This is a genomic window from Rhizobium indicum (genome assembly GCF_005862305.2).
GTDB lineage: Bacteria > Pseudomonadota > Alphaproteobacteria > Rhizobiales > Rhizobiaceae > Rhizobium > Rhizobium indicum.
Genome location: NZ_CP054022.1, coordinates 532,760 through 551,990 on the forward strand (window position 1 = coordinate 532,760; position 19,231 = coordinate 551,990).

Genomic DNA, 19,231 nt, shown 5'->3' on the forward strand with positions numbered 1-19,231 from the left:
AAGCCGCGATTGATGAAAATGTTTTCATGGGAGGATGAAAATGAAAACCTATCTCTCAGGGGCCGTCGCACTGGCGTTGGCAACCGTTTCTTTCGCATGGGCCGGCGCGGCCATGGCGGAAACCAAGACAATCACCTTTCTGTTCACCGACGACGACCAGGCTTACGTCGAGCGGATGGAAGCGCTCAGCAAGGAATTCGAGGCGGCGCATCCCGACGTCAAGGTCAACTTCGTCTCTTCGGGCTATGATGCGGTCGCCAAGCAGCTGCCGGTGCAGCTTGCCGTCGGCGAAGGCCCTGACATCGCCAAGATCACCGACTGGCAGCTTGCCCCCTATTACCTCGACATGCGTCCCTACATGAAGGACCCGGATGGCTTCGCCAAGCTGCACGGCGACAGCCTGAACACGCTTCGCTTCCCCGGCGTCAACGATCCGCAGTCGATCAACGGCTATATCGCGTCGCAAACCTTCAACCTGCCCTTCGTCAACAAGACGCTGTTCGAACAGGCCGGCGAACCGCTTCCGAAGCCCACCGCCACGCTGAAGGATATCGTCGAAGCCTCGGCACGCGTCGCCAAGGCGACTGGCGCTCAGATCCCCTTCACGATGGACCGCTCGGGCCACCGCTTTTCCGGCGCGGCATTCTCCTACGGTTCGAACTACGTCAAGGACGGCAAGTTCTTCTTCCCCGACGATGCCGCCAAGCGCTATGTCACGGATCTCTACGGCTGGACGAAGGACGGCTCCTTCCCCAAGGAAATGTGGGGGGCTGCCGGCGGAACCCAGTACAAGAACATGGGTGACGAATTCGTCAACGGCAACGTCGTGACCTATCTCGCCGGCAACTGGATGGTCAATCCGTTCCAGAAGAAGATCGGCGATGCCTTCGACTGGACGGCGATCAGCGCCCCGTGCGGCGATGCCGGCTGCTATGCGATGCCCGGCGGCACCGCGATCGTCGGCTTCAAGCGCACCAAGTCTCCCGAGGCCGTGGCCGCGTTCATCGAGTTCCTGGGCTCTGAAAAGGTCCAGCGTGAAATCGCTGAAAACTACGTCGTCCTGACGGGCGCCGACATCAAGGACCCGCAATACAAGCTCGAGAGCAAGAATGCCAAGGAAGCGATGGCCGTCTTCCTCGGAAGCCGCAATAGCGTGCCGCAGGCAGCCCGGGACCTGGAACGTCTCAAGGGATCCTCCGCCATCTATCAGCTCATCGTTCAGAGGATGAGCCAGCTGATCGTCGGCGAACTTTCCCTCGACGAGACCTTCAAGGCAATGAATGCCGACGTCGACAAGGTCAACCAGGCGCTCGCCGCCAAGTAACCGGTCACGCGTTGTCCCGCAAAATGCGCGCACGCACCAGCCACGGCCTCGCAACAGGGCCGTGGCTTTTTCGTTTCCTCTCGAACGCTTCGATGCGTTTCGAAATCGATGGCCTGGACGTCTGGCCTCGGCGGAGGTCGAACTGTCTCTGCTGCCGATGCGGCTGCTTCATAGCCTAGCGCGCGCACTCAACGGTCAGGCACGACCACGCATATGCGCGGGGACGGCAGCGATTTCCTTCGTGAGTGCAACGAAATTCCTCACGATCGAGAGCTTCAGATCACGCCGGTAAGCGATGCAGAGCGGCAAGGGTGAAAGTTGGCCGGGAGCGAGCGCGCGATAGGCGATGGCCTCCGGATGGAGGACCTGCATGGAGGCTGGAACGATCGTGACGCCGCGACCGCCGGCAACGAGGTTGATCGCTGCGACGATGCGATAGACTTCGTCGACGATCGCAGGCGTCACGCCTGCACGATCGAGTGACTGCAAGATGCGCTCGAAGATGCCTGGGCCGTCGGGTCGCCGATAAACGACGACATCCTGCCCCTCCAGCATTTTCAGGGTGATTGGCCCGAGGCCTTCATCTGCGAGGGGATGGCCGAGAGGGACGGCGACGATCATGTCCTCTTCGGAAAGCACCGTGCTTGCCAGATCCGGAAATCGATTAGCATCGATGTGCAGCAATGCTGCATCAATACGCCCCTCCTGCAGGGCGAGAATGAGTTCGTAGGTCTCGCTTTCTTCGACGGCGATTTTGACGAGCGGATAGGAAAGACGGAACTGCTGCAGCAGCTTCGGCGCCAGAACATGCAGCGACGCCGAGCTCGTAAAGCCGACCGACAGCTGGCCGGCCTCGCCTTTGTCGTACCGGCGGACATTCTCGACTGCCTGACCGGCCCGCTTGAGGATGTCGCGGGCGTCGGCAAGGAAAACTGCGCCGGCAGCATTAAGCGAGATCTTCTTCGGATGCCGGTCAAAGAGCGAAACGCCAAGCTCGTATTCGAGATCGCGGATCTGTTGACCGAGCGGCGGCTGCTGGATGTTGAGCCGCGCGGCAGCCCGCGAGATGCTCCCCTCTTCTGCGACGGCCACGAAATAGCGGAGGTGTCTCAATTCCATTGGCGCCCACCATAAACTTAAAAGGTTTCAGACATAAATTATATAAATATTTTACATACTATAGATGCCGAACTACGACTACCTCCATCTTGATTGCCAAGGGAGGAAAATCGCATGGCTGGAAATAAACCGAAAATCGCGATCGTTGGTGCAGGCATGGGTGGTCTCGCCGCCGCGGCGACCCTTCGCCAGGTCGGCATCGACGTAAATGTCTACGAGCAGGCACCGAAATTTGCCCGCATCGGCGCCGGCATCCAGATGCTGCCGAATTCATCGCGCGTGCTGCGCGGCATCGGCGTCCTCGACAGGCTTCAAAAGCTTGCGTTCGAGCCCTATTCTCATCTCAACCGTGTCTGGGATACCGGCGAGATCAAGCGCGAGCTTCCGATGCCGGAAAGCCTTTACGGTGCGCCCTTTCTCTGCATGCACCGGGCCGACCTGCATGAAGCGCTCTATTCCGTGCTGCCGCCGGAGATCGTTCACCTCGGCAAGAAGCTTGTCGGCCTGGATCAGACCAAGGCTGGCGTGACCCTCTCTTTCGCCGACGGCACGAAGGCGGATGCCGATGCCGTAATCGGCGCCGATGGCGTGCATTCGCTCGTTCGCGACATCGTCGTCGGCCCTGACAAACCGATCCACAAGGGCCGGATCGCCTACCGCGCGGTCTTCGACGCAAGCCTGATGAACGGCGGCGAGATCCAGGCGTCCAGAACGAAGTGGTGGGGTGTCGACCGCCATATCGTCATCTACTATACGGCTGCTGATCGCAGCTCGCTCTACTTCGTCACCAGCGTGCCCGAGCCCGCCGACTGGCTGACCTCGGAATCCTGGTCCGCCAAGGGCGACGTGAAGGAATTGCGCACCGCCTATGAAGGCTTCCATCCTGAAGTGCAGATGGTTCTGAATGCATGCCCGGACTGCCACAAATGGGCAATCCTCGAACGTGAACCATTGCCGCGCTGGAGCGACGGACGCGTGGCGCTTCTCGGCGACGCTTGCCATCCGATGACGCCTTATATGGCTCAAGGGGCTGCGACCTCGATCGAAGACGCTGCAGTGCTGGCGCGGTGCCTTGCCGGCGTCGACAATGACGACATCGAAGGCGCGTTCCGCCGCTACGAGGCGAACCGCAAGCCGCGCACCTCGCGCATCCAGGCGATTTCGAGCGCCAATACCTGGATGTCAGGAGGCAACGAAGACACCTCCTGGCTCTATGGCTACGATGCGTGGAACGTGCCGCTTGTGGGCGAAAACGATATGGCGCTTGCCGGGTAAGGGAATGTCGATGTCCAACAGTGCAGCAAATGTGCGCGAGACGGCTTCCGCCGTCGCCTATGCGAGAACGTCCGATGGTATCGGCCTTGCATATAGACGCAGCGGACGGCCCGGTGGGCCGCGTGTCGTTCTGATCCATTCACTGGCGCTCGACGCCAGTGTCTGGGATCGGGTCGTCGGGCGGCTGGAGGATGCGGATATCGTCACGATGGACTGCCGCGGCCATGGCAGGAGCGACAAGCCTGCCGGCCCTTATGATGTCGAGCGGTTCGGCGACGATATCGCCGACCTGATGGGAGAACTCGGGTGGAGTGACGCCGTCGTCGCAGGCTGCTCCATGGGCGGTTGCGTGGCCCAGGCCTTCGCGGCGCGGCACCGCGAGCTGGTGCGCGCCATGCTGCTGATCGATACCACCGCCTGGTATGGTGCCAACGCGCCCACGGAATGGCGGGCCCGGGCGGCAAAGGCTCGCAGCGAAGGGCTGGCATCGATGGCTGAGTTTCAGGCAACGCGCTGGTTCGGCGATCGATTCCGGATGGATCATCCGGCGCAGGTTCAGCATGCCATGTCGGTCTTTACCGCCAACGATATCGATGCCTATGCCGCGACCTGCGCCATGCTCGGCGATGCGGATCTGCGCCGGCATCTGGGAGGTTTCCGGTTTCCCGTTTCGGTGGTCGTCGGCGAGGAGGATTACGCCACCCCCGTCGAGACGGCCCGAGATCTCGCTGCGGCCATTCCGGGCGCATCCCTCACCGTCTTGCCCGCGGCGCGGCATCTGACGCCGATCGAATGCCCCGACCAGATCGCAGATGCGATCCGGTCGCTGTTCAGGCGGTCAACGGCTAACGGCTAACGCCGGCGCTACGAAGGCGCCGGCCATCATCAAGGTGCTGAATCTGGGAGGATAGAATGCACGACAACACAATTACGCTGGCCGCATCCGCGACCGCAGATGGGCTTGAGGCCCACGATCCGACCCCGGCATCCGACAGCGGTCGCGCCGCAGCGCTGACTGCCCGTTTCGAAGCCATTCCCTTCACACCATGGCACCGCCGGGCGCGGATCGTCATGGGGAGTGCCACGTTCCTCGATGCCTTCGATGCCCTTTCGCTGGCATTCGTCCTTCCGATCCTGATCAAGCTATGGGAGCTTTCTCCGGCCCAGATCGGCTGGATGATCGCCGCCAGCTACATCGGCCAATTGCTCGGCGCCCTGCTCTTCAGCCGTCTTGCCGAAAGTTTCGGCCGCGTCCCCACGGCGGCAGCGGCCACAGCGCTGATGTCGGTCATGGGCCTCGCCTGCGCGCTCACCGGCAATTTTCAGATGCTTTTCCTGTGCCGCCTGATCCAGGGCATCGGTGTCGGAGGAGAAATGCCGGTTGCGGCCACCTATATCAGCGAACTTTTGCGGGCGAAGGGACGCGGCCGCTATTTCATGCTCTACGAGATGATCTTTCCGGTCGGGCTGATGATCACCGGCCAGGTTGGGACCTTGCTCGTGCCGATCCTCGGATGGACATCGCTGTTCTTCATCGGCGGCATTCCCGGTCTCGTCATCGCCTATCTGCTTTATCGGCTGCCGGAATCGCCGCGCTGGTTGATCGGCCAGCAACGCCTCGACGAAGCGGAAGCGATCATCCGCCAGGCTGAGGGGAGCGCAAGAAAGGCAAAACTCGATTATCAACAGGAGCCGCAATCGGCGCCCGAAGCGTCGGCTACAGCACCCGCCCCTGCACAGGTCGCCCGGCAACCGAGAAGCCGCTGGAGCGAGCTGCTGTCTCCACGCTTCCGCGTGAGGACGTTGATTGCCTGGGTCCTTTGGGCGAGTTCGTTCTTCGTCGCCAACAGCCTCAACAACTGGATGCCAACACTCTATCACACCGTCTACAAGCTCGAGCTCGGAAGCGCTCTTCGGGCGGCGTCGATGACCAATGTCGCCCAGGTCGCCATCCTTCTGGTTTGCGCTTTCTGCATCGACCGCATCGGTCGAAGAACTTGGGCCATCGTGTCCTTCCTGGTCGGCGCGGCACTGTTGAGCGCCTTGGCGGCTGGTGGTGCAGGCCAACTCTGGTCGTTGATCGTGCTGGCAACGCTTGCCTATGGCGTCGTCGGGTCGATCAATGCGGTCTTGTACCTGTACACGCCGGAGATCTATCCGACGCGGATGCGCGCCATCGGAACCGGCCTTGCGACATCATGGCTGCGCATAGCGTCGGCCGTCGGGCCGACCACGGTCGGTTATATGGTGGGGACGCAGGGCATCAATTCGGTGTTCATGATGTTCGCGATCGTCGCCGCCATCGGTGCGGTCGCGGCTATCGGAATGATCGAGACCGGCGGCCGACGGCTGGAAGAAACCTCGTCGTAAGGCCAGCCTCACCAGTCCAGCGGGTGACAATCGAACAATGGGGCAACGATGTCGTGCAAGCCGCCGACATCGTTGCCCTTTATGGTGACATGTGGTTCGGGAGAGGCTATAGGCGTTGTCAGCCTTCGCCGGCTCGCAGGCGCCATGGTCAACTCACACATGCCGGCAACCCGGTTACATCCGGCGACCCAGCGACTGTCTACCGTATAGAGGTGCATTTCCATGCCGATGGGCTCCGAGCATCCGCTGCGAAGGGAACTTCACAACGAGCTCCACGCGCGGCCGTCGCTCTACTTCGATGGCGACACGGATGTGTGGCACGTCGCCATCGTCGGAGAAAATGCCCCTCCTCAGATACCAAGTTCCCTGCCGGGACTGGAGGATGTCTCCACGACCCGCGAGGGCAACCACGGCATCGGCCGCATCGGCGACGGCCGGCTGAAGTGGGAGGCTCATACCGAGTTCCTCACCCTGACCTTCGTCGTTCCAGCATCGGCCGAGCCCGGCAGCAATCCGCCGGAAGCGTTTCAGGCCTACTGCCGCCAGATCGACGGGAAGATCATCGCGGCCGTTCGGGTGCTGGTGCGGGACGAAAAGGACGGGCAGCGTCCGGAAAAACCGAGGCTCGACTATGTCGCCTCTCAGGTCGGCGGCGGCGATGCGGAAGTGCATTCGAACTTCCGGCTGACCGACAGCGGTTTCGTCGAATTTCTGTTCTTCAACCGCAACCTCAATGCCTATCGCACCGGCCGCATGGTCAGGCGTTTCCTGGAGATCGAGACGTACCGGATGATGGCGCTGCTGGCGTTGCCGATGGCACGCGAGACGGTGTCGAAGCTTTCCGTCTTCGACCGGCGCCTCGACCTGCTGATCGCGCATATGCAGAGTGCGGTCAAGGTCGACAAAGCCCTGCTTTCCGAGGTCACCAAGCTCTCGTCGGATGTGCTCAATTTCTCCGCTCTCGCCCGTCACCGCTTCGGCGCGACGAAAGCCTATGCGGAGATCGTCGCAAGCAGATCGTCGGAGCTGCGCGAGGAGCGCGTCGAACAGCGCCAGCGGATCGGCACCTTCATCGACCGGCGCTTTCAACCGGCCGTCCGTGCGGTTCACGCCGCCGAACGCCGCCTCGATGAACTGGCCGAACGTGTGAGCCTGGCCGGCGACCTGCTCAGAACCACCGTGCAGGTTCAGCTCGAAGATCAGAACGCCTCACTGCTGACATCAATGGAAGAGCGGGCGCGCATCCAGGTCCATATCCAGCAGGCGGTCGAAGGCTTCTCCGTCATCGCCATCACCTATTACACCGTTGGCCTCGCAAAGATCTGCCTGGAAAGCATCTCCGAACTGGGCGTCGATCCGCACGTGTCGAAGCTCGCCGTTCTCGGCGCCATCCCGCTCGTGCTTTTCGCCGTCTGGGCGGCAGTTCGTCATGTTCGCAAGAGCATTGCCGGCCACTCTCACGGTCCCGCATCAGAGAGCCACTGAGGCGACGCTGGCCGATGATCGCTCACCGCCGCCCTTTCGAGGCGGCGGCGTTTTCTTGCCTGCTTCGGCAGGACGTCAGGATGCCATCGCGTAGTGGCGATGTTCCGATGCCCGGCCGCTGCCCGTTCTGAACCGCCGCAGCAATTCGGCAAGGCCTTCGGTTTCATGTGTCAAGCTCTGCGCGGCCGCCGTAGTCTCCTCGACCAACTGAACGCGATCATCCCGCTTTCCGGATATCGTTTCGACAAACTCGTCGACGGGCACTATTTCTGCAGCTTGCTCCGTGCCGGGGAGCGGCTACCGCAACATTCCTTGAGGCTCTTCCCTGAACCGCAAGGACATGGATCTTTGCTCCTGCGCTGCAGGCGACCGATCAGAGGGAGAATAGCTGCGGTCGGCAAGAATGCGGCGACAAGAGTGATCAACTTGGCTGAAATGCCAGGGACAACGCGGCGACGGCCGGAGTTGAAACCGCTCCAGGCCCGCTCAGCGACATATTCAGCGTCCAGCTTGGGCAATATCTTGAAGAGAGCCGCCCGGTTCGCGCCGGCCTTTTCAAGGAATTCGGTGGATACCGGTCCGGGCGCGACACATGTCACGGTAACGCCAAAGCGGCGCACTTCCTGATGGAGCGCGTCCGAAAAAGAGTGCACGAAACCCTTGCTTGCGTAATACAAAGCCATGTACGGCCCGGGAACCAAACCCGCTATGGAGCCGAGATTGATCACGCCGCCACGTCCGCGCGCCAGCATTCCAGGCAGGAAGCGAAGGGTCATATCGGTCAGGGCGCGTATATTGAGATCGATGATCCCAAGCTGATCGTTGACGGGGAGTATCGTTGCTGCACCTCGCAGACCATACCCAGCACTGTTGACCAGGACGCCGCAGACCAAATCGTTGGCGGTTAGAAAAGCCTCGAGACGCGCCGACGCATCGGCTGCGAAGAGATCCAGCTCCAGCGTGAACGCCTCGCCGCCGGCCTGCCGTACGTCGGCCGCCGCAGCGGCGAGGCCTTCAGGCGAACGCGCGACGAGCACGACGACATTGTCTTCACGTGCCGCAATCTTTGCAATTGCTCGTCCAATGCCGCGGGAAGCCCCAACCACGACGACAGCCAAACGAAACTCATCCTGCACGGTCATTTCGACGTCCCTACCGTCGACATGATGGTAGGGGTTCCGCTCTGGGCGAGGCTTTTTACTTCGTCGGCGATCTCGCCGTTCAAGATTCTTTCGAACCGTTCTAACGCCCGAGCGACATTCGCTCCATCCATGACCCTGTGGTCGTAGTGGATGCGGACAGCAACCGATCCATCCTCGCCGATTGGACCGTAGTTGAGAAGTGTGGTCAGTGGGGTGATCGGGTTGAGAGACTCCGCTCCCAGGCCCGAATAGACAGACAATTGGAACGTGCCGAAATAACGCGCACGCTTCCGCCCGATATTGAGCCCGAGCCACATGAGCAGCCACCTCACAGGGGCAGGTGCGCGAGCGAGCTTCAGCGAGCGCCGAAACTCCTTGATCTCCAGAACCGGAAGTGACCTTGCTGCGCGGATCAGCGTCTCCAGCTGGGAAATGGAGCGTTGCTCGGGACCTTTGATGATGCTCAGCAGAACGACCCGCTCTCCGTCATGCTCGCGCTCATGGGCAATGGAGGCCACACTGGCCGGATATTCATAGAGCTGCGGCCTTGGAAACTTGACATAAGCGCGCCGCAATTCGGGAATTTCTTGAGAGAGCAGGGCGTATCCCTTCAAGAAAAGCACAGTCCAGGACGGCCGGGCATCCGGTCCGTCTCTGGCATCGAGGAGCGGCCGAAGGTTCATTTGCCGCTGGACCGTCACGCGTGGCACCCCGATCGAGAATCTCATCAGATCTCCGACAAGTCGTCGCGATGCCGAGAGCTTGATCGTTCGGCCTCTCATCTAGCCACCTCTAGTAAAGATAAGGGATGATGCGCTTGGTCTTCGCCATATACGCTTGGTATTGCGGGCCGAAAACTTCCAACATCATACGTTCTTCCTTGTCCACCCTTAGGAAGAATAGAACGGTGAAGCCGATCAGGCCCGCCATGCCTGCCACCCAGTTCGACAGCAGAAACGCTTGTGAAAGCCCCATCAGAAGGAACGACGTGTACATGGGGTGGCGGACAAGGGAGTACGGGCCAGCGCATATCAATTCGTGCCGCTGGCGGATCTCCAGCGTAATCGACCAGTTTCGTCCTAATTGCTTGTGGGTTCTTCGAAAGACCCACATTGCGGCACAGAAGAGTATTGTCCCGATCACGACGGCCCACAAATGGGCGGTATAGTCGGCCACCTCAGGGATGCCAGTCGCGACGTAAAATCCCGGCACGATCGCAAGCCCGACGAGAGCTGCAGCAAGCCCGATCGCCTCCGAACCGGTACGGCGGTTGCTGACGACCGGCACTCGCTTCGCGCGACGCTCAAATGGGTATCGAATGATGCACCATGCCACAATTCCAAGAACCCAGACCATCTCGCCGACGACGGCTACTGATAAATTCAAATCAAGTCACCAGAACCTTTCTATGATCGGCCTTCCGCGATCGCCAACGCCCGCACGCAATCAACCTGTATTCATCTCCCGCAGGGTTGCAATGAATTGTTGCGGCCTTAGCCAAATGCCGGGCGCCTTATAACCCATGTGCCGTGCGATATCCGCCACGAAGGCGTTGCAATTATAAACCGTTGCCTCCCAGAGATGAGTGGTTGCCTGCAGTTTGCGTATATACGCAACTGTGTCGCGATATTCATCATCAGTCAGCATCACACGCCAGCTTGCCGACCTGTACTGCTCTTCCAGGTCACCATCCGTTACTCCGGTCGAGGCCGGAACGGGTATGAAATGGCCTAATACATAGGGCGCGGCATTGTCAGATGCTGGCGCAAGTCCGGCGACTTCGGGATTGATCATATTTCCGTTCTTATCCGCCCGCCCAAAAACGACGTAGGTGTGGCCGTAGGTCAGCGCATAGCGTGAGCGGAATTCGATGAAATACCGATTTGCTTTGTTTTCAGCCGCATTGGTTGGAGCTACGCCTCTGCCATTCGACGTATAATGCGGTAGAGGCCTTTTGTCTTCTGTCTGGCATGAAGATGCCATGACCGCCAACATAACAACTAGCGACACACCGCCTCTTCCAAGCGCCATCACTATGCTCCATATGCAAGCCCTACAACCGCGAGCCTGAAGTCAGCGGATACGCCACTTTTGCGCCGTGAATCGCGAACGAAGGCAAGCCTGGCGGTTTATGCTGTTAGGAAGAGGAAGGGCCTGCTCGACCCTTCCTCAGAACAAACGCCATATGCTACTTGTAGACTGCTTCTGCCGGCGGTGGGGCCTTCCCCTTGCCCATCGAACCGCAAGCGCTCAGATTGGCCACCGCAAACATCGCGACGATCACAACTAAAATTCTGCTCATCATGAAGTCCTCTCCTCATCATGGGATAGCTTTTCGACGGCTACACCTCAAAGTTTAGCGACAATAGCACTTTAGATAGTGCAGAAATGATGCAACGTGCAACATTCCTACATTAGCAGATACCTATCGATATGACCAACCCTGCGATTTCAAATGGTAAATGGCATCAGATGACGACTACGCGCGTGCCCACAAGAGCACGAGAGTAGAGGTCGACAATGTTCGCATTCGTCAAGCGAACGCACCCGCTTGATACCGCATGGCCTATCGACCAGGGAGCATTCGTTCCATGCAACCGGAACATGGTATCTTGTCCATCTTGGTAGAGATAAAGGGCGGCTGCGCCGAGAGGGTTGAGCGGCCCTCCCGGTACGCCGTCGGCATATTTCGCCAGCCGGGGCTTGCGCTGAATCATGTCGTCGGTGGGCTTCCACGAAGGCCACTCTGCCTTGCGACCGATGGTGGCCTCGCCCTTGAAACTCAGTCCTTCCTGTCCGACGGCAACACCATAGCGTGTGGCCTGGCCATCCGCCTCCACGAAGTAAAGGTAGCGCCTCCCTGTATCAACGACGATGGTTCCGGGCGGTTCGCTTCCCGTATACGCGACCTCCTGCCGCCGATAGCGGGGATCGACATCCGGATCCATAGCAAATGCGTAGCCCAGCGGCGACCGATCCTCCAAAGTACATCCTGAAAGCATCAACGCTAGGCTACCCAACATGAGCCCCCGGCGTGTGATATGGTGTTTGTCCATTTCTACCTGCCAAGTAATTTAGTCAGTCCCGGTCAAATCAAAATTGAGACGCTTGTTGAACACCACAACCACCTCTACAGACTATGAGCCTGCCACGCGGATAAATGTCTCAAGCCCCGCAATATCATGCGCATTCGTTCATCCGCGAAGCCTCCTGCATCAACCATCTCCCTCTGATTGAATATTAGCATATCAACAAGGACTGAAACGATGAAGCTTTGCCTGGAAGGAAAAGTCGCGATCGTAACGGGCGCAGGTTCCGGAATTGGCGCCGCCGTTTCTCGACAACTCGCTGATGAGGGTGTTGAGGTTGTGGCTGCCGATATCGATGCGGACGCAGCGTACAAGATTGCCTACGCAATCCGGTCAAATGGGGGCCGTGCCCATGAATTTGTCGTCGATGTCAGTGATAGTGGAGATGTGCAGAAGCTTATCGATTTTACCGTTGAGACATGTGGCGGCTTGGACCTGGCCGTCAATAATGCCGGAATCGATGGGGTTCGCGCAGCGGTCGCAGATTATCCGCTCGACAATTGGCACAGGGTGATGAACGTCAATCTCAACGGCGTTTTCTATTGTATGAAGTCCGAAATTGGCGCGATGCTTAAGCTGGGTGGCGGCGCAATCGTGAATTTGTCTTCCACTCTCGGGTCCGTTGGATTACCCACCGCGGCGGCATACACCGCAGCCAAGCACGGGGTTGTTGGGCTGACGAAAGTCGCTGCGATGGAGTATGCGAGATTGGGTATCCGCATAAATGCCGTCGGTCCCGGCTGGATCGAAACGCCACTTTTGTCAGAGCACCTTGAGGCCGCGAGTACGCGACGCATGGCATCGCTTCAACCAATGGGCAGGCGTGGAAAACCGGAAGAGGTCGCGACGCTTGTGTGTTTCCTCTTGTCCGAGCAGGCCAGTTTCATCACCGGGGGGCACTATTTGGTAGACGGGGCCTATACCGCTCATTGAAGAAAGGGTTTGAGAGGAAGAGGCGATTCCAGACTGTGTCCATTTGCCTGATGACGTGCTGCGGACCTGTCGGCGGTCAGTGTTCTCCCCTCGGGTCTCTCTCCCCTGATCTGTGATCGGCTATCTATGGATGAGCGAAATAAGTTTCTCCATGGAGCCTACTTTGGGGGTTCTCCCGAACAGCAAGGCCGGACATGACGGGCGGGCATCGCCACTGGCGGGACTAGATCAAGGCGCGGATTGTGTTGGAGAGTTTGTGGCCGGGATTGACGATAAATGGTTGTGGAGCGCTATGGACTGACGCCGAACCACCTGTCTTTCTGGCGAACGATGGCGCGGTGTGGCAAGCGCATGTGCGGGCCTCCAAATACGCCGGTCTTCTTCCACGCTATGCCTGGCACGAGCCGCTAGTGGCAGCTTCCATTCAAATCTAATCTCGTTGGTGCTGAAGAGCGAGTGGTCGCATGGTGCGAAATGGTCGGCGGAGCAATTACGCGCGCTCCGCCGGCGCCGATCGTCTGGGCATTGGCAGCAGAGATCGATATCGCCAAGGCGATGGATGCAAGCGTGGCCGTTTTCGTGAATCCCGCTGCGCAATTCGCCTTCTTCGGCGCAAATCCACCGAACTTGAAGGACATCACATCAAACTTGATGTGATGTGTTTAAGATTTTGCTCTTATAGAAATTAGCGTCCGCCGAAGCCGGAGCTGACGGTAATGCCCTTGTAAATCACCCTCTGCAGCACGATGGCCAGCACGACACCCGGCACCATGGAGATCGTCGCACCGGCCATGATGTAGTTCCAGGCGGTTCCCTGCTGTGTCTGGAACAGGGTGAGCCCGAGCGGCAGCGTGGCCATTTCGACGCCGCTGGTGGCGATCAGCGGCCAGAGGAAACTCTTCCATTGTGCGATGAAGGTGAATAGCGCCAGCAGGCCGATGGCCGGCATGGCAAGCGGAATGATGACCGTAACCAGGATGCGCAGGCGCGAAGCCCCGTCCATCATCGCCGCCTCGTCGAGATCCTTGGGAATACCGAGGATGAACTGCCGCAGCAGAAAGGTGCCGAAAGAGCTGAAAGCGACCGGCAGGATCATGCCGTGATAGGTGTTGATCCAGCCGAACTTGCTGACGATGAGGAAGAGCGGAATGACCAGCATGACCTGCGGGATCATCAGCGTGGTGAGATAGGTGAGCAGCAGACCCTCCCGGCCGGGAAATTTCAGCCGAGCAAAAGCGTAGGCAGACAGGCAGGAGACCGCAATCACGATCGCCGTAACGCCGCAGGCGACCACGAAGGAATTCAACAGGAAGGTTCCGAACGGCAAGGAAACCACGGCTTCGACGAATGTTCCCCAATGATATTCCTCGGGGAAGATGCGGACCGGCACGGCCATCACCTCGGCATTGGAGCGCACCGCGTTCGACACCATCCAAAAGAACGGGAAGAGGAAGAGCAACGCGATCAGCGAAAGCCCCGTGTAACTGGCGAAGGAGCCGATGCGCCGCAATAGGCGGTGACGATGCTGGGACACGGAATGCGGATGCCGTGAGGTCAGATCAGTCGTCATAATGCACCCATTTGCGCTGCATGTGGAACTGCAGGATGGTGAGCGCCATGATCATGACGAACATCACCCAGGCGAGAGCCGAGGCATAGCCCATCTGGAAATTGGTGAAGCCCTTCTGGTAGATGGCAAAGCCAAGCGTGGCCGTCGCCGAGCCCGGCCCGCCGCGCGTCATCGCAAAGATCTCGTCGAAGATCTGCAGCGAGGTGATGGCCGTCATCACGGTGCCGAAGAAGATGGTCGGCGATATGAGCGGCAGGCGGATGCGCCAGAAGCGCTGCCAGGCATTGGCGCCGTCGATCGTCGCCGCCTCGAGATAATGCTTCGGCACAAGGTCGAGCGCGGCGTTGAACATCACGACGTTGTAGCCGACATTCGCCCACAGGGTGACGAGCACGATCGCCTGCATGGCCCAGGTCGAGCTCAGCAGGAAATTCGGCAAGCCGAGGCCGAGCGCGCGGATGATGGTGTCGGCCAGCCCGTCCGGTGTGAAGATGAGCAGCCACACCACCGACGCCGCGATGGTGGGCGTGAAGGTCGGCAGGAAGAAGATTACCCGGAAGATCGCCTTGCCGCGCTTCAGGCTCGATATCCAGACCGCCAGCGTCAACGAGATGACGAGGTTCAGCGCCAGATACTCGACGGCGAAGAACAGCGTGTTGCGCAATATGGTGTAGAAGGCCGGATCAACGGTGAAGAGCCTGATATAATTCTGAAAGCCGACGAAGGACGGCGTCGAGATCAGCTGCCAGTTGGTAAAGCTGAGCGCCAGCGACGCCACGATCGGCAAGGCCATGAAGACCATGAAGCCGAGGAAGCTCGGCAGCAGGAACAGCATGGCTGTCTGCGTCTCCGGCTTCAGGAAGCGCCGGGGCCGACCGGGCTGCAAGGAAACTTCGGCAACAGCGCTTTGCGACATATCTTCCTCCATGCGCGGCAGGTCCTGCCGCGGGCGGGCGCTAGCGCGTCCTGTCGGACGCGCTCGCTTTATTGCTGCGCGAGGCTCTGGATGGACTCCATCGTCTGCTTGGCATCGGCGCTGCCGGCGAAAGCCGGCGGGAAATACTGGTTGAAGAGGTTTTCCACCGCTGCCCAGTTGTTGGTGATCACGTAGGGCACGGAGTGCGCCAGGGAATAGTCGATGGCCTCGCCGCCATTGGTGATGTCCTTGGCCGCCACCTTGTACCAGGCGGATTGCGCCGCCGTGCGCGCCGGCAATGCGCGCCCCCCTTCGGCAAGATAGGTCAGCGCTTCCGGGCTGGTCAGCACCTGGATCGCCTTCCAGGCCGCATCCTTGTTCTTGCTTGACGTGGAAATACCGAAGCCGGAGCCTGCTGTGACGGCCGACAGTTCGCCTTCGTCGCGCGGCAGGGTGGTGAGGCCGATCTTGAACTTCGCCTGGTCCTTCATGCCGATAATCGACCAGGGGCCGTCGATATACATGGCGACATTGCCCGAATTGAACCGGCCCTGGACGACATCACCGGGATCCGCGCCACCCGACGGGACCAGCGGCGCGATCTTATCCTTGGCGGCAAAGCCGATCACCCTGTCGGCGGCGGCAACTGCGCTCGCACTGGTCAAGTCAAGCTCGCCGGCATCGTTGACGTATTTATCGCCCCAGGCCGCGGCCAGGACCGAATAGTTGGTCGGAGTGATGCCGAAGCCATACTTGCCGTCCTTCGTCAGCTTCTTGGCGGCATCGGTGAACTCGGCAAGTGTCCAGCCCGGCTTCGGCAGCGGAACGCCGGCGGCTTCGAGCGCGTCCTGGTTATAATAGATGACCCACGGACCAACGTCATAAGGCAGACCGTAAAGCTGCTTGTCGACGGACATGCCGCCGATGATCGAGGGTGTGAAGGCGGCGACGTCGAACTTATCGGCCTCGATCCGGTCATTCAGGGGCTCGAGCAGCGAATAGAAGTTCGGCATGCGCAGCGACTGCATGGAAACGATGTCGGCGAGCTGTCCCGATGCCGCCAGCACCGGCAGCCGCGTCCAGTAGTCGACCCAGCCCGTCGTCGTCAGCGTCACCTTGATATCGGGATACTTGGCGGTCACCATCTCTGCCAGGTGCTGCCAACTCTTGGTGTCGGTTTCGGAGCCGGTCCACATCTGCCAGGTCAGGTTGACCTGCTCGGCCGATGCGGCTGTGGCAAAAAGACTGCTGCCGATAGCGGCAAGCAAAAGCGTTTTCTTCAGAACCTTCATGGGTTTCTCCTCCCTCCATGAACGCAAAGGACACGCGAGTGCGATCGAGCTCACGCCTTCAGGACGATCTCGATCACCGGCACGGTAACGTCCGGGCGCCGGACCGGCAGTTCGAGCGTGATCATGCCTTCCGGCACCGTCACGCCGATATTGGAATCCACATCTTTGGCATGGCTCAGCCAGTGCACCTCGCTGGCGTCGTGCAGGAACTGCGCATAGGCGATCCTGTCGGCGAGACCTTCGATGTGGATGTGGCGGTAAGGCCAATTGTAAACATGCAGATAAAGGCGGTTGCCGCGCTGGGTATAACGGCAGCCGGCAGGCACCGGATAGCGAGATGGCCCTGCCCCATAGATGGAACGTCCGTTGACGGCCATCCAGTTCTGATAAACCTCGAGCGCGCTGATGGCGCGCGCATCGAGCGTGCCCCGGCCGGTCGGGCCGACATTCATCAGCAGGTTGCCGCCGAGCGCGACGGAATCGATCAACAGCTGGATGATCTGTTCCGGGCTTTTCCAGGTATCTTCGTCGCGGTGATAACCCCAGGAGCCGCTAAAAGTGTGGCAGGTTTCCCAGAGCACCCCCTGGCTGGCGATGGCGGGGGCGACACGCGGCGTATATTGCTCCGGCGTCGTCACGTCAGGCAGGGTGCCGGGCGGCAGATCGAGGCGGTTGTTGACGATGATGCCGGGCTGCAGCTCGCGCACCAGATCCACCAGGCGCTCGCTCTCCCAATCGGCGCGCCCCTTGCCGGGCAGGCCGCGATATTCGCGCCCGGGATAGCTGAAATCGAACCAGATGATGTCGATGCGGCCGAAGCCGGTCAGAAGCTCGCTCACCTGTTCGCGCATATAGGCCGCGTAGTTGGCGATGTTACGGCCGGCATTCAGGGCCTTGGCGTCGGGATGGTTGCGCAGCGGATGGTGAACGTCGATCGGGAAATCGGGATGGTGCCAGTCAAGCAACGAATAGTAGAAGCCGATCTTCAGCCCTTCGGCGCGGAAGGCTTCGACCAGCGGCGTGAGCAGATCTTTGCCGCAGGGCGTGTTCGGCGCCTTGTAGTCCGTCACCTTGCTGTCCCACAGGCAGAAACCCTCATGATGCTTGGTCGTCACCACGACATATTTCATGCCGGCAAGACGCGCCCGGCGGGCCCACTCCTTGGGATCGTAGAGATCGGGATCGAAATTGTCGAAATAGCGCTGGTAATGCTCGTCGGTCAGTTCCTCGCGGTTTTTCAACCACTCGTGCCGGGCTCCCAAGGCATAGAGGCCCCAATGGATGAACATGCCCAGGCGATCCTGGCTGAACCAGGCGTGTTTCTCCGCCCCACCTGATGCCGGATTTTCCGGCTGGCGTTCCGAACTCGTCACAGGTTTCTCCTCCCTGTTTTCCGGCTCAACATCATATCGAACCGGTTCGGTAAATGATCATCTCGCCTGATCCGATGTCTGTCAAGCCGAAATTCGCGATCACCAGATCAGAAAGGCAAGCCCCGCAAAACAACTGATTTGAAGCATAAATGTTGCGCCGACCAATAAAATCGGACATAACAAGGCATTAGAACCGGTTCGACAGACATGACCACGATACGAGACGTAGCGCGCCTTGCGGGGGTTTCCATCTCGACCGTCTCGCTCGCGCTCAACAGCCCGAAGCGGGTCGGCGTCGAGACGCTCGACCGCATCCAGCAGGCGATAAAATCGACCGGTTACCGCATCGACCCGGTGGCCCAGACGCTGGCGCGCGGACGCAGCTCGTTGATCGGTTTCGTTTCGGCCAATCTCGGCAACATGTTCTTCGGCGACATCCGTCGAGAGATCGAGCACCAGGCGCTCGACCACGGTTATTTCGTCCTGATCGCCGACTCCTCCGGCAGGGCCGATCTCGAACGGGCGCTGCTGGAGCGGCTGGAAGCGCAGAAGATCGCCGGAATTGCGCTGGCGGCAAACGGGCACGGCGAGGAGTACGCCACGTTCCTGCGCGACTTCAAAACCCCGATCGTGATGTTCGACCAGAAGGTGGAAGGGGCGGAACGCGATTTTGTCGGTTCCGACAACCCGCTTACCACCACCATCCTGACCGAACATCTGCTGCAGCTCGGCCACAGGCGCATCGGTTTCATCTCCGGGCCGAGCGGCCTGCACACTGCCGACGAGCGCCTGAAGGGTTTCATGAACACGATGGCCGGCGCCGGTGTGGACATCGATCCTTCGCTGGTGGTCGAAGGCGGCTACACCCGGACTGGCGGCCATGCACAGGCGATGCGCCTCTTGACCCGCCGCGACCGGCCGACCGCCATCATCGGCGCCAACAACATGACCGGCCTAGCAGCACTTCAGGTCATGCAGGAGATGGGCTTCCGCTGCCCTGACGACGTGTCGCTGGCGATGGTCGACGACGTGCCCTGGAGCAATGTCATCACGCCTCGCATCACCATGGTGGTGCAGGATGCGCAGAAGCTCGGGGAATTGGCGGCACAACGCCTCCTGGCAAGAATAGCAAGCCCCGAGGGCGCCGCCGCGCCGCCTGAAGATTTCATCCTGACGCCGAGATTCGTACGCGGAGAATCGACCAGGCGGTTGTGAGTGCTTCCACCGGTCCTCACGCATATGCCAAACCGGCGTCGAGAGATGTAAGCGCAGTGCCGGATTTTCTCTCGTCGGCCCTTATCCATTGAAAGGCGGCAAAATTTGTCATACATGTGTGATGAATC

The 19,231-nt window shown here is 60.0% G+C and carries 19 protein-coding genes; 8 read left to right on the forward strand and 11 right to left on the reverse strand.

Annotated elements, in window-relative coordinates; genetic code table 11:
* The first annotated feature begins 40 nt into the window (after positions 1-40).
* The gene (locus FFM53_RS26850) at positions 41-1,324 is read left to right on the forward strand and encodes an ABC transporter substrate-binding protein (RefSeq protein ID WP_138388754.1); all 1,284 of its coding nucleotides are present in this window, start codon (positions 41-43) and stop codon (positions 1,322-1,324) included.
* A gap of 195 nt (positions 1,325-1,519) precedes the next feature.
* On the opposite strand, the gene FFM53_RS26855 is transcribed toward FFM53_RS26850, so the two are convergent.
* Positions 1,520-2,443, reverse strand: a complete 924-nt coding sequence (locus FFM53_RS26855; protein WP_138388753.1) for a LysR family transcriptional regulator — start codon at positions 2,441-2,443, stop codon at positions 1,520-1,522.
* 114 nt (positions 2,444-2,557) lie between these two features.
* Here FFM53_RS26855 and FFM53_RS26860 point away from each other — a divergent pair, with 114 nt between their 5' ends.
* The 4 genes from FFM53_RS26860 to FFM53_RS26875 all read left to right on the forward strand — a co-directional run bounded on the left by FFM53_RS26860 (position 2,558) and on the right by FFM53_RS26875 (position 7,573).
* On the forward strand, positions 2,558-3,718 hold the full coding sequence (locus tag FFM53_RS26860; RefSeq protein ID WP_138388752.1) for an FAD-dependent monooxygenase: 1,161 nt from the start codon (positions 2,558-2,560) through the stop codon (positions 3,716-3,718).
* Positions 3,719-3,722: 4 nt separating this feature from the next.
* Complete coding sequence (locus FFM53_RS26865; protein WP_138388751.1) at positions 3,723-4,574, forward strand: alpha/beta fold hydrolase; 852 nt, start codon at positions 3,723-3,725, stop codon at positions 4,572-4,574.
* A gap of 56 nt (positions 4,575-4,630) precedes the next feature.
* Positions 4,631-6,088 (forward strand): MFS transporter, encoded by a 1,458-nt coding sequence (locus FFM53_RS26870; RefSeq protein ID WP_138388750.1) that lies wholly within the window; start codon positions 4,631-4,633, stop codon positions 6,086-6,088.
* Between the two features lie 222 nt (positions 6,089-6,310).
* Positions 6,311-7,573: a DUF3422 domain-containing protein gene (locus FFM53_RS26875; protein ID WP_138388748.1), complete on the forward strand. Its 1,263-nt coding sequence runs from the start codon at positions 6,311-6,313 to the stop codon at positions 7,571-7,573.
* Positions 7,574-7,836: 263 nt separating this feature from the next.
* Here the strand turns inward: FFM53_RS26875 and FFM53_RS26880 are convergent, their stop codons facing one another.
* The 6 genes from FFM53_RS26880 to FFM53_RS26905 form a co-directional block, all read right to left on the reverse strand.
* Complete coding sequence (locus tag FFM53_RS26880) at positions 7,837-8,715, reverse strand: SDR family NAD(P)-dependent oxidoreductase (protein ID WP_138388746.1); 879 nt, start codon at positions 8,713-8,715, stop codon at positions 7,837-7,839.
* A complete protein-coding gene (locus FFM53_RS26885) occupies positions 8,712-9,497 on the reverse strand; it encodes a 2-oxo acid dehydrogenase subunit E2 (RefSeq protein WP_138332643.1) in 786 nt (261 codons plus the stop codon). The genes FFM53_RS26880 and FFM53_RS26885 overlap by 4 nt, the downstream gene beginning before the upstream one ends.
* Positions 9,498-9,507: 10 nt before the next feature.
* Positions 9,508-10,101, reverse strand: coding sequence for a protein-S-isoprenylcysteine O-methyltransferase (locus FFM53_RS26890; protein ID WP_246413297.1), 594 nt, complete (start codon positions 10,099-10,101; stop codon positions 9,508-9,510).
* A gap of 60 nt (positions 10,102-10,161) precedes the next feature.
* Positions 10,162-10,746: a hypothetical protein gene (locus tag FFM53_RS26895; RefSeq protein ID WP_138388745.1), complete on the reverse strand. Its 585-nt coding sequence runs from the start codon at positions 10,744-10,746 to the stop codon at positions 10,162-10,164.
* A gap of 157 nt (positions 10,747-10,903) precedes the next feature.
* Positions 10,904-11,017: an ABC transporter gene (locus FFM53_RS26900; protein WP_138388989.1), complete on the reverse strand. Its 114-nt coding sequence runs from the start codon at positions 11,015-11,017 to the stop codon at positions 10,904-10,906.
* Between the two features lie 166 nt (positions 11,018-11,183).
* The gene (locus tag FFM53_RS26905; protein ID WP_138388744.1) at positions 11,184-11,771 is read right to left on the reverse strand and encodes a L,D-transpeptidase; all 588 of its coding nucleotides are present in this window, start codon (positions 11,769-11,771) and stop codon (positions 11,184-11,186) included.
* 210 nt (positions 11,772-11,981) lie between these two features.
* Between FFM53_RS26905 and FFM53_RS26910 the strand changes: the two genes are divergently transcribed.
* Entirely contained in the window at positions 11,982-12,737 is a 756-nt protein-coding gene (locus FFM53_RS26910; protein ID WP_138388743.1) for an SDR family NAD(P)-dependent oxidoreductase, read from the forward strand.
* A gap of 525 nt (positions 12,738-13,262) precedes the next feature.
* On the forward strand, positions 13,263-13,394 hold the full coding sequence (locus FFM53_RS36855) for a hypothetical protein (RefSeq protein ID WP_281385746.1): 132 nt from the start codon (positions 13,263-13,265) through the stop codon (positions 13,392-13,394).
* A 28-nt stretch (positions 13,395-13,422) separates the two neighbouring features.
* Here FFM53_RS36855 and FFM53_RS26915 read toward each other — a convergent pair whose 3' ends face one another.
* The 4 genes from FFM53_RS26915 to FFM53_RS26930 form a co-directional block, all read right to left on the reverse strand.
* The gene (locus FFM53_RS26915; protein ID WP_138388741.1) at positions 13,423-14,307 is read right to left on the reverse strand and encodes a carbohydrate ABC transporter permease; all 885 of its coding nucleotides are present in this window, start codon (positions 14,305-14,307) and stop codon (positions 13,423-13,425) included.
* Positions 14,297-15,223 carry a carbohydrate ABC transporter permease gene (locus FFM53_RS26920; protein WP_042954711.1) on the reverse strand — a complete coding sequence of 309 codons (927 nt, stop codon included), beginning with the start codon at positions 15,221-15,223 and terminating at the stop codon, positions 14,297-14,299. The genes FFM53_RS26915 and FFM53_RS26920 overlap by 11 nt, the downstream gene beginning before the upstream one ends.
* A gap of 68 nt (positions 15,224-15,291) precedes the next feature.
* Positions 15,292-16,515, reverse strand: coding sequence for an ABC transporter substrate-binding protein (locus FFM53_RS26925; RefSeq protein ID WP_138388740.1), 1,224 nt, complete (start codon positions 16,513-16,515; stop codon positions 15,292-15,294).
* A gap of 50 nt (positions 16,516-16,565) precedes the next feature.
* Positions 16,566-17,888 (reverse strand): alpha-L-fucosidase, encoded by a 1,323-nt coding sequence (locus FFM53_RS26930; RefSeq protein ID WP_138388739.1) that lies wholly within the window; start codon positions 17,886-17,888, stop codon positions 16,566-16,568.
* A gap of 207 nt (positions 17,889-18,095) precedes the next feature.
* On the opposite strand from FFM53_RS26930, the gene FFM53_RS26935 reads away from it, so the two are divergent.
* Positions 18,096-19,103, forward strand: coding sequence for a LacI family DNA-binding transcriptional regulator (locus FFM53_RS26935; protein WP_131620193.1), 1,008 nt, complete (start codon positions 18,096-18,098; stop codon positions 19,101-19,103).
* Positions 19,104-19,231 lie beyond the last annotated feature (128 nt).